This window comes from Pseudomonas wayambapalatensis, from assembly GCF_049942315.1.
Taxonomy (GTDB): Bacteria; Pseudomonadota; Gammaproteobacteria; order Pseudomonadales; family Pseudomonadaceae; genus Aquipseudomonas; species Aquipseudomonas wayambapalatensis.
In genome coordinates, this window is sequence record NZ_JBNFMU010000125.1 from 35,783 (window position 1) to 46,526 (window position 10,744).

General features: G+C 63.2%; 10 protein-coding genes. 5 read left to right on the forward strand and 5 right to left on the reverse strand.

Features of this window, described 5'->3' with window-relative positions:
* Positions 1-94 precede the first annotated feature (94 nt).
* Complete coding sequence (locus tag ACPZMI_RS07085) at positions 95-955, forward strand: DUF6279 family lipoprotein (RefSeq protein ID WP_426351953.1); 861 nt, start codon at positions 95-97, stop codon at positions 953-955.
* 123 nt (positions 956-1,078) lie between these two features.
* Here ACPZMI_RS07085 and aceK read toward each other — a convergent pair whose 3' ends face one another.
* Complete coding sequence (aceK, locus tag ACPZMI_RS07090) at positions 1,079-2,794, reverse strand: bifunctional isocitrate dehydrogenase kinase/phosphatase (protein WP_426351954.1); 1,716 nt, start codon at positions 2,792-2,794, stop codon at positions 1,079-1,081.
* Positions 2,795-2,945: 151 nt separating this feature from the next.
* Between aceK and ACPZMI_RS07095 the strand changes: the two genes are divergently transcribed.
* Complete coding sequence (locus tag ACPZMI_RS07095; protein WP_186666900.1) at positions 2,946-3,821, forward strand: DMT family transporter; 876 nt, start codon at positions 2,946-2,948, stop codon at positions 3,819-3,821.
* A gap of 22 nt (positions 3,822-3,843) precedes the next feature.
* On the opposite strand, the gene ACPZMI_RS07100 is transcribed toward ACPZMI_RS07095, so the two are convergent.
* The 4 genes from ACPZMI_RS07100 to cysK form a co-directional block, all read right to left on the reverse strand.
* Positions 3,844-4,725: a DMT family transporter gene (locus tag ACPZMI_RS07100; protein WP_186709783.1), complete on the reverse strand. Its 882-nt coding sequence runs from the start codon at positions 4,723-4,725 to the stop codon at positions 3,844-3,846.
* Positions 4,726-4,838: 113 nt separating this feature from the next.
* Positions 4,839-5,000 carry a hypothetical protein gene (locus tag ACPZMI_RS07105; protein WP_186666902.1) on the reverse strand — a complete coding sequence of 54 codons (162 nt, stop codon included), beginning with the start codon at positions 4,998-5,000 and terminating at the stop codon, positions 4,839-4,841.
* 119 nt (positions 5,001-5,119) lie between these two features.
* Entirely contained in the window at positions 5,120-6,055 is a 936-nt protein-coding gene (locus ACPZMI_RS07110; protein WP_063543682.1) for an aspartyl/asparaginyl beta-hydroxylase domain-containing protein, read from the reverse strand.
* 179 nt (positions 6,056-6,234) lie between these two features.
* Complete coding sequence (cysK, locus tag ACPZMI_RS07115) at positions 6,235-7,209, reverse strand: cysteine synthase A (RefSeq protein ID WP_186709782.1); 975 nt, start codon at positions 7,207-7,209, stop codon at positions 6,235-6,237.
* Positions 7,210-7,344: 135 nt separating this feature from the next.
* Here cysK and ACPZMI_RS07120 point away from each other — a divergent pair, with 135 nt between their 5' ends.
* The 3 genes from ACPZMI_RS07120 to ACPZMI_RS07130 all read left to right on the forward strand — a co-directional run bounded on the left by ACPZMI_RS07120 (position 7,345) and on the right by ACPZMI_RS07130 (position 10,663).
* Positions 7,345-8,418 carry a DUF748 domain-containing protein gene (locus ACPZMI_RS07120; protein ID WP_186666904.1) on the forward strand — a complete coding sequence of 358 codons (1,074 nt, stop codon included), beginning with the start codon at positions 7,345-7,347 and terminating at the stop codon, positions 8,416-8,418.
* Between the two features lie 210 nt (positions 8,419-8,628).
* Entirely contained in the window at positions 8,629-9,474 is an 846-nt protein-coding gene (locus ACPZMI_RS07125; RefSeq protein WP_054895020.1) for an AAA family ATPase, read from the forward strand.
* A gap of 10 nt (positions 9,475-9,484) precedes the next feature.
* The gene (locus ACPZMI_RS07130; protein ID WP_054895021.1) at positions 9,485-10,663 is read left to right on the forward strand and encodes a vWA domain-containing protein; all 1,179 of its coding nucleotides are present in this window, start codon (positions 9,485-9,487) and stop codon (positions 10,661-10,663) included.
* Positions 10,664-10,744 lie beyond the last annotated feature (81 nt).

Consider the following 10,744-nt stretch of genomic DNA (forward strand, 5'->3'; position numbering starts at 1 on the left):
TCTACACCTGAAGCTGCCCGGCTGCCCGATCCGTGGGAACCGCCGAGCGCGGCGCGTATCTATTGCCTGGCAAGCAACCTGCAAGGATTCGCTCATGCCTGTCCGTCTGCCCAGAGCCCTGCTGCTCATTCTCGCGTTTGCCCTTACGCTCGCGGCCTGCAGCCGTATCGACCTCGCCTACCGCAACCTCGACCGGCTGGTGCCCTGGTCGCTGGGCGACTACCTGGACATGAATCGCCAGCAGAAGGCCCTGCTCGACGAACGGCTCAAGGAACACCTGGCCTGGCACTGCAAGACACAGCTGCCCGGCTACCTCGACTGGCTCGACAAGGTGCGCCTGATGGTTGCCAACCAGACCGTGACCGACCAGGCCCTGCAGCAGCGCACTACCGAGGCGCGCCAGGCCATTGGCCGGGTCGCCGAAGAAATCACACCCTCCGCGACCGAATTGCTGCGCGGCATGAGCGACGCGCAGGTCGCCGAAATGCGCAAGGCGTTCGATGACGACATTGCCGAACGCCAGAAACAGTATGTCGACACTCCGCTGCCCAAGCAGATCCAGGCGCGCGCAACGCGCATGGAAAAACGCCTGACGCCGTGGCTGGGCGAACTCAATGCCCGCCAGCGCCTGCGGGTGATGACCTGGTCCCAGGCCCTCGGCGATCAGAACAGCGAGTGGATCGCCAACCGCCAAGCCTGGCAGCAGCAGTTGGTGCTGGCCATGGAGCAACGCCGCTCGCCAGCGTTCGAGCCGCGCCTGGCGCAGCTGCTGCAGCGCAAGGAGAGCCTGTGGTCACCGGCCTACCGCATGGCCTTCGAGAACACCGAACTGCAGGCACGCAGCCTGCTGGTCGACCTGATGCAGCAGAGCAGCCCGGCGCAGCGGCAGTTCCTGCAGGATCGGCTGGCCAAGGTACGTCGTGACTTCAGCGAGCTGAAGTGCCTCAAGGGGTGAGGGTCGGGGTGGCCTTTTCGCGGGCAAGTCGCAGCGGCGAACCGCCGCTCCTACAAGGGCGGTGGAGGGGGTGTAGGAGCGGGCTTGCCCGCGAAAAGGCCACCACCGACTCAACTGACACCCTCACCTGCCCCTGCGCCGATAGGGGAATACATCAATCACCTTCCCCGCCCGTATCGCCCCCTGCAATCCCTGCCAGTAATCGGCGTCATACAGCTCCCCATGCAGCCGGCTGAACAAGCGGCGCTGGCCGATATCGGCGAACAGGAAGGGTGGGAACTCCTCGGGAAACACATCGTGCGGCCCGATCGAATACCAGGGCTCGCCAGACATCTCATCTTCCGGGTAGCGCGGCGGCGGGATATGGCGAAAATTCACCTCGGTGAGATAGCTGATCTCGTCATAGTCGTAGAACACCACCCGCCCATGCCGGGTAACCCCGAAGTTCTTCAGCAGCATGTCGCCGGGAAAGATGTTTGCCGCCGCCAGTTGCTTGATCGCCAGCCCGTAGTCCTCCAGCGCTTCGAGCACCTGGGCCTCGCTCGCCTGCTCCAGGTACAGGTTCAACGGCGTCATGCGCCGTTCGGTCCAGCAGTGGCGGATCAGCACGCTGTCACCCTCCACCACCACCGTCGAAGGCGCGACCTCCAACAGCTCGGCCAGGCAATCGGCTTCGAACTTGGCCACCGGGAAGCGAAAATCGGCGAACTCCTGGGTGTCGGCCATACGCCCCACGCGATCGACACTTTTCACCAGCCGGTATTTTTCGATCACCGTGGCCCGGTCGACGGTCTTCGAGGGTGAAAAGCGATCCTTGATGATCTTGAACACGGTGTTGAAGCCCGGCAGAGTGAACACACTCATCACCATGCCACGCACGCCAGGCGCCATGACGAAACGGTCATCGGTACTGGCCAGATGATTGATCAACGCGCGGTAGAACTCCGACTTGCCATGCTTGTAGAAGCCGATCGAGGTATACAACTCGGCAACATGCTTGCCCGGCAGGATGCGCTTGAGAAAGTTGACGAACTCCGCCGGCACCGGCACATCGACCATGAAGTACGAGCGGGTGAACGAGAAGATGATCGACACCTCGGCCTCGTCGGTGATCAGGGCATCGGCCTCGATGCCATGGCCCTCGCGGTGCAGCAGCGGGATCACCAGCGGCCATTGCTCGTCACGGGTGTACAGGCGCCCGACCAGATAGGCGCCCTTGTTGCGGTACAGCACCGAGGAAAACAGCTCCACGGCCAGCGCCGGGTCCTTGCATACCCAGTCGGGCAGGCAGTCACGCAGTTGCTCCTCAAGGCGCATTAGATCGGCGTCCAGCTCGCCGTAGGGCACTTCGAAAGCATGGTCGGCAAGGATCGCCCGCAACAGGCTGCCCAGGCCATCGCGCAGGTGATAGGTGCGGGTCTGTGCAGCGCGCTCGCGGCCGCGCATGGCCGGACGGGTGGTGTGGATGAACATGCAGCCGTCGCTGATCAGGTCGTGGCTGAACAGGCTGCAGAACAGGGAGTTGTACCAGGTCTCGGCCAGCTCATCGTCCAGGCGCGGGTCGATCAAGCGGATATAGGCGCTCTTGACCAGCGGCCACTGTTCCACGTCCAGCAGCAGCGAGGCGTCGAAAGCCTCGCGCAACCAGCCGTTGACCTCGGCGACCTTCTCTTCGTACAGGTTGATCCGCGCAGCAGCGGCCTGCTGGATCGCCTGCCATTGCGCCTGCTCGAAGCGTTCGCGGGCGCCCAGGGTGATGCGGCGAAAGTGTTCGCGGTAATTGTCGAAGCCATCGAGGATCATCCGGGCGATGGCTGCAGCGGGCCAGGGCTGGGGCATGCTGAGGGGCTCGTTGGGTGCGGAATGAAAAGAGCTTAGTCGGGTGTCGGCCTTTTCGTGGGCCAACACAATTGCCAAAGCAAGAAAGCACAAGAAACACCCCCGACAGCTGACGTACACTCGCGCCCCTGCCCAGAACCCGGAGATACCCGTGAGCCCCATCGCCCTCGCCCGCCTGCTGACCCTTGCCGCCGTCTGGGGCGCGAGCTTCCTGTTCATGCGCATCATCGCCCCTGAACTGGGTACGGTGCCGACCGCTTTCTTTCGCGTCTCCATCGCCTGCCTCGGCCTGATCGGCATCCTCGCCGCAGCCAGGGTGCGCTGGGACTTCCAGGGCAAGCTCGGTGCCTGCCTGGTGCTGGGCATGATCAACTCGGGCATTCCGGCGACCTTCTATTCGGTCGCCGCGCAGGTATTGCCCGCGGGCTATTCGGCAATCTTCAACGCCACCACACCGCTGATGGGCGTGCTGATCGGCGCGTTGTTCTTCCGCGAAAGCATGACCCTGCCCAAACTGTGCGGGATCTTCCTGGGCCTGTTCGGCGTCGGCATCCTCAGCGGCGCAGGCCCGGTGGCGCTGGACATGGCACTGGTGCAAGGCGCCCTGGCCTGCCTTGCGGCGACCACCTGCTATGGCTTCGCCGGTTTTCTCGCCCGGCGCTGGATCGGCGGCCTGGACAGCCGCCTGTCGGCCTTGGGCAGCATGCTGGGAGCGACCTTGCTGCTCAGCCCGCTGTTTGCCTGGAGCGCCCTGACCCAGCCACCCGCCAGCTGGGGTGGCTGGTCGGTGTGGCTGTCGTTGCTGGGCCTGGGGCTGGTGTGCACGGCCTTCGCCTACATCCTGTACTTCCGCCTGCTCAACGAAATCGGGCCGGTCAAGGCCAGTACCGTGACCTTCCTGATTCCGGTGTTCGGGGTGCTGTGGGGAGCCTGGTTGCTGGATGAGCCCCTGTCGTTGGCGCACCTGTATGGCGGGGTCCTGATTGCCGCAGCACTGTGGTTGGTGCTGCGGCCGGCGCGTGCCTGAAACCGTACCGCCGCAGGCGGTATCAGGCCTCGGCCATCTTCACCCCAGGCTTGCGGAACACGAACAGCAACCCCACCACGATCAGCCCCATCCCCAGCAGGCTCAGCGGCGCCAGGCGGTTACCGAAGATAAGGAAATCCATCACGGCAGTCACTGCTGGCACCAGGTAGAACAGGCTGGTGACATTGACCAGGTTGCCTCGGGCGATCAACCGATAGAGCAGCAGCGTCGCCAGCAACGACACCACCAATCCCATCCACAGCAGGGCGCCGACGAAACTGGCGCTCCATTCGACGTGCAGCGGCTGAAACGGCGCAAACACCGCACACAGGGCAAACCCTGCGAGGTATTGCAGCGGCAAGGTCCCCATCGGGTTGTCGGTGATGCGCTTCTGCAGGATCGAGCCGAACGTCATGCTGGTCAGCGCCAGCAGGGCAAACAGCATCCCGGCAAGGGAAACCCCACCCAGGTTGATGCCTTGGTAGACCACCATCACCAGGCCGCCAAGCCCCAGGCCCAGGCCGAACAGACGGCTCCATGAGCGCTGACGCTCCATCGACACCACCGTGAGGATTGGTTGCACCCCCATGACCGTGGCCATGACTCCGGGGGTGACGTGGGTGTTGAGCGCCAGCAGGTAAAAGATCTGGTACGCACCGAGCAGCACGCAACCGGTGCCCAGGGCACGCAGGATACCGCCGCGACTGCGCGGCCAGCGCAACCCCAGCCAGGGGCCGATCAGCAACAGCCCTGCCAGGGCCAGGGCCGAGCGCAGCAGCAGGAAGGCGAAGGGGCTGGCCTGGGCCAGGCCGAGCTTGGAGACGATCGCCCCGCTGCTCCACAGCAGGACGAACAGGCTGGTAGTGGCCGCCGAGGCCACGGATGCTTTGGAAAGGACAGACATGTAGTGCCACCTGAGTATTGGGCAAAAGCCAAACGGTGGGCGCGCTTCAGCGAGCAAAGAGGCCGACCGTGTTCAGTAGGTTGCGAGTGCGCGTGGGCCGGCGAGAACGCCGATCAGCCCAGCACGACCACGCAGCGAGGCGGGGATACGCCGCCGACGACGCCACTGACAGGTGGTGGGTAGTGACTGATCATGGCCGGCTGCTGGCTGCCACGCACGACAACGCCCGCGACAGGCGCGAGAACGTAGGCGGAGGTGGAAGGGATGGCTGGCATGAACAGGTCTTCGGGGAAGATGGATGTTTCGGAATATATCGGTGAATGCGGGACAGGGCAACACCCTGGATTGATCGGACAGACCTCTTCGCGGGCAAGCCCGCGAAGAGGTCAACGAATCAGAACAACCAGCGATACAGCAGGTAGGCCACCACCACCGCCAGCACCGGCCGCAGGATGCGGTAGGCCTTGGGGTTGGAGCGCTTGAACTGCTTCACATGGGTGCTGATGCGGTTGCTGAAGCGCTTGCTCCAGGCATAGGCCTGGTTGATCCCGCCCACCCGCTCGTCGTCAGTGTTCTGCGGCGCGGTGGCGCGGCCAAGGAACGCGCTGACCTTGCGGTTGATGCGGGTCATCAGCGGGCTGTTGAGCGGACGCTCGACGTCACAGAACAGGATTACCCGCGTCACGTCGGTTTCGTTCTTCACCCAGTGCACATAGGTTTCATCGAACATCACGTCTTCGCCGTCACGCCAGGCATAGACCTGGCCATCGACGTAGATGCGGCAGTCATCGGAGTTGGGGGTCGACAGCCCCAGGTGATAGCGCAGGGAGCCGGCAAACGGGTCGCGATGCGGGTTCAGGTGGCTACCGCCAGGCAACAGGGCGAACATTGCACCTTTGACGTTGGGAATGCTGCTGACCAGTTCGACGGTACGCGGGCACAGGGCCTCGGCGGACGGCAGCGGCTTGTCGTACCACTTGAGGTAGAACCGCTTCCAGCCCTTCTTGAAGAACGAGCCGAAGCCGGCGTCATTGTCTTTTTCGGCTGCGCGGATATACCCCTCGTCGAACAGGCGCATGGCCTCTTCGCGGATCTCCTGCCAGTTATCCTTGAGCACATCCAGCTCCGGGAACCGCTGGCGGTCCAGGTAAGGCTTGGACGGTACGCCGGAGAACAGGTACATCAGGCTGTTGTAGGGGGCGAACAGCGCCGAATGGTTGACGAACTGGCGCAGTACCGGCAGGCGTGCCTTGCCGCGCAGGTGCACGAACAGCACACTGCCGAAGAACACCAGCAGGACACCCGCCTTGGCGACGAAGGAAAAGGTCATGCAACACTCCTTGACGGGGAAATCAGGCCATCCCCAGATAGCCGGACATGATAAACCCATCCGGGCCGGGTAAAAACAGCCCGGACCGGATCACAGTGTCACGGACTGTGCAGCAAACCGAAACCGTCGGCATTGCCCAGGATCAGCGTTGAGGCAGGGGCGCTAGACGCCCCTGGGCTTCACTGCTGGTTTTCCTGCTCGCTGAACATGTCGCTGAACAGCATGCTCGACAGGTAGCGCTCGCCCGAGTCCGGCAGGATCACCACGATGGTCTTGCCCTGCATCTCCGGTTTTTCCGCCAGGCGCACGGCCGCCGCCATCGCCGCACCGCAGGAGATACCACACAGGATCCCCTCCTCCTGCATCAGGCGGATGGCCATGGCCTTGGACTCTTCATCGGTGACCTGCTCGACCTGGTCGACGACCGACAGGTCGAGGTTCTTCGGCACGAAACCTGCGCCGATGCCCTGGATCTTGTGCGGGCTGGGCTTGAGTTCCTCGCCGGCCAGGGTCTGGCTGATCAGCGGCGAAGCCACCGGCTCCACAGCCACCGACAGCAGCGGCTTGCCCTGGGTGTGCTTGATGTAGCGCGACACGCCGGTAATGGTGCCGCCGGTGCCGACACCTGCGACCAGCACGTCAACGGCGCCGTCGGTGTCGTTCCAGATCTCGGGGCCGGTGGTCTTCTCGTGAATCGCCGGGTTGGCGGGGTTTTCGAACTGCCCTGGCTGGAAGTACTGCGCGGGATCGGAGGCGACGATCTCGTTGGCTTTTTCGATCGCACCTTTCATGCCCTTGGCAGGGTCGGTCAGCACAAGCTCGGCGCCCAGCGCCTTGAGCACCTTGCGCCGCTCCAGGCTCATGGAGGCCGGCATGGTCAGAATCAGCTTGTAGCCGCGCGCCGCAGCAACGAAGGCAAGGCCGATGCCGGTGTTGCCCGAGGTGGGCTCGACAATGGTCATGCCCGGTTTGAGCTTGCCGCTACCTTCGGCGTCCCAGACCATGTTCGCGCCGATCCGGCACTTCACCGAATAGCCCGGATTGCGCCCCTCGATCTTGGCCAGAATGGTCACCCCGCGCGGGGCGATGCGGTTGATCTGCACCAGCGGCGTGTTGCCGATGGAGTGGGCGTTGTCGGCGTAGATACGGCTCATGGCAGGGGTCCTTGAATCGTTGGAAACAGGCGGGAAAGCTTCAAGGGTAAGCCTGCCCCGGCAGCCCGTAAAGCCCGTTCGAACCAAGCCCGGCGCCTGGCGGTCAACCGCACAACCTGCCCTGGAGAGCTTGCGATGAAAGCCCGTTATCGCTGGCCGCTGATCGGCCTGGCCGGCCTGATCGTGCTGCTGGTGGCCCTGCATCTGGCCCTGCCCTACCTGGTGCGCGACTACCTGAACGACAAGCTCGCCGACATGGGCGACTACCGCGGCCAGGTCGCCGACGTCGATCTCGCCTGGTGGCGCGGTGCCTACCAGATCAACGGGCTGAAGATCGTCAAGACCACCGGCAAGGTGCCCGTGCCGCTGCTCGATGCGCCGCTGATCGACCTGTCGGTCAGTTGGCATGCGCTGTGGTACGACCAGGCCGTGGTCGCCGAGGTGGCGTTCGTGCGGCCCGAACTCAACTTCGTCGATGGCGGCAGCAAACAGAACTCGCAGACCGGCCAGGGCACCGACTGGCGCCAGCAACTGGAGAAACTGCTGCCAATTACGCTCAACGAAGTGCGCATCGAAAACGGCACCCTGACCTTTCGCAACTTCAACTCCAAGCCGCCTGTGGACCTCAAGGCCATCCAGCTTCAGGCCAGTATCCGCAACCTGACCAACGTGCGCGACGAAAAGGGTCGGCGTGACGCCAGCTTCGAGGCCACCGCCCTGATCGCCGGAGATGCCAAGGTCGAAAGCCGCGCCACCTTCGATCCGTTCAGCGACTTCGACGACTTCGAGTTCCGTCTGCGCGCCGAGGGCCTGGAACTGCGTCGACTCAATGACTTCGCCAGCGCCTATGGCAAGTTCGATTTCAATGCCGGGCACGGCGACCTGGTTATCGAGGCCCAGGCCGAGAACGGTAGGCTCAACGGCTATATCAAGCCGTTGCTGCGCGATGTCGATGTGTTCGACTGGCAGCAGGATGTCGAAGACAAGGACAAAGGCTTCTTCCGCTCGATCTGGGAGGCGGTGGTCGGTGCCAGTGAAACGGTGCTGAAGAACCAGCCGAAGAATCAGTTCGCCACCCGCGTCGAGCTCAGTGGCAGCGTGCATCAACAGAACATCAGCGCATTCGAGGCGTTCCTGCAGATATTGCGCAATGGTTTCGTCCAGGCATTCAACGCCCGCTACGAGCAGCCGCCACCCAAGGCTGACTGAAACCGGGGTGACGGGCCATTCAGGGACTGAATACCCGGTCTGCGTTTGCAGCCGCCTGGGGCCGCGTTATAGTCGGGGATACATCTTAGACATGAGTTCTCGGTGTCGGCCTTTTCGCGGGCAAGCCCGCTCCCACAAGGTACTCTCCCCTGTAGGAGCCAGCTTGCCCGCGAAAAAGCCAGCACCGACACCCCGCAGAGGATCGGCTCCATGAAATTCGAAGGCACCCGCAACTACGTCGCCACCGACGACCTGAAGCTGGCGGTCAACGCGGCCATCACCCTCGAACGCCCGCTGCTGGTCAAGGGCGAGCCGGGCACCGGCAAGACCATGCTGGCCGAGCAACTGGCCGAATCTTTCGGGGCACGCCTGATCACCTGGCACATCAAATCCACCACCAAGGCCCACCAGGGCCTCTACGAGTACGATGCGGTGAGCCGCCTGCGCGACTCGCAACTGGGCGTGGACAAGGTCCACGATGTGCGCAACTACCTGAAGAAAGGCAAGCTGTGGGAAGCCTTCGAGGCCGATGAGCGCGTGATCCTGCTGATCGACGAGATCGACAAGGCCGACATCGAGTTCCCCAACGACCTGCTGCAGGAACTCGACAAGATGGAGTTCTACGTCTACGAAATCGACGAGACCATCAAGGCGAAACAGCGCCCGATCATCATCATCACCTCCAACAATGAAAAAGAGCTACCCGACGCCTTCCTGCGCCGCTGCTTCTTCCACTACATCGCCTTCCCCGACCGCGAAACCCTGCAGCGCATCGTCGATGTGCACTACCCGAACATCAAGCAGTCGCTGGTCAGCGAGGCGCTGGACGTATTCTTCGACGTGCGCAAGGTGCCGGGCCTGAAGAAGAAGCCCTCCACCTCCGAGCTGGTCGACTGGCTCAAGCTGCTGATGGCCGACAACATCGGTGAGGCGGTGCTGCGCGAGCGCGATCCGACCAAGGCCATCCCGCCGCTGGCCGGTGCCCTGGTCAAGAACGAGCAGGACGTACAACTGCTGGAGCGCCTGGCCTTCATGAGCCGTCGCGGCAACCGCTGAGGGGCTGGCCATGCTGCTCAACCTGTTCAATGAAATGCGCGCGGCCAAGGTGCCGGTGTCGGTGCGCGAACTGCTCGACCTGCTCAACGCCCTGCAGCAGCGTGTGGTATTCGCCGACATGGACGAGTTCTACTATTTGGCGCGGGCAATCCTGGTGAAGGATGAGCGCCATTTCGACAAGTTCGACCGCGCCTTCTCGGCTTATTTCAAGGGCCTGGAAAACCTCGACCGCCACCTGGAAGCGCTGATCCCCGAAGAATGGTTGCGCAAGGAGTTCGAACGCTCGCTCAGCGATGAAGAGCGCGCGCAGATCCAGTCGCTCGGCGGGCTCGACAAGCTGATAGAGGAATTCAAGAAGCGTCTCGAGGAGCAGAAGGAACGCCACGCCGGCGGCAACAAGTGGATCGGCACCGGCGGCACCAGCCCGTTCGGCTCGGGCGGTTTCAACCCCGAGGGCATCCGCGTCGGCGAGGCCGGCAAGCGTCAGGGCAAGGCGGTCAAGGTCTGGGATCAGCGCGAGTACAAGAACCTCGACGACCAGGTCGAGCTGGGCACGCGCAACATCAAGCTGGCCCTGCGTCGCCTGCGCAAGTTCGCCCGCGAGGGCGCCGCCGAGGAGCTCGACATCGACGGGACCATCGACCACACCGCCCGCGATGCCGGGCTGTTGAACATCCAGATGCGTCCGGAACGGCGCAACACGGTCAAGCTGCTGTTGCTGTTCGATATCGGCGGCTCGATGGATGCCCACGTGAAAGTGTGCGAAGAGCTGTTCTCGGCCTGCAAGACCGAGTTCAAGCATCTGGAGTACTACTACTTCCACAACTTCGTCTACGAATCGGTGTGGAAGAACAACCTGCGCCGCACCTCCGAGCGTTTTTCCACCTTCGACCTGCTGCACAAGTACGGTGATGACTACAAGGTGGTGTTCGTCGGCGATGCGGCGATGGCGCCCTACGAGATCACCCAGCCGGGCGGCAGCGTCGAGCACTGGAACGAAGAGGCCGGGTATGTGTGGATGCAGCGCTTCATGGAGAAATTCAGGAAGATCGTCTGGATCAATCCTTACCCGAAACAGACCTGGAACTACACCGCCTCCACCCAACTGGTGCGTGAGCTGGTCGAGGACAGGATGTTCCCGCTGACCTTGCAGGGGTTGGAGGAAGCGATGAGGTACTTGTCCAAATAGGTTCGCGGCGTCTGTACCGAGCCTATCGCGGGACAAGCCCGCTCCCACAGGGATTGGGCTGGCTGTCAGATTCTGGACGAG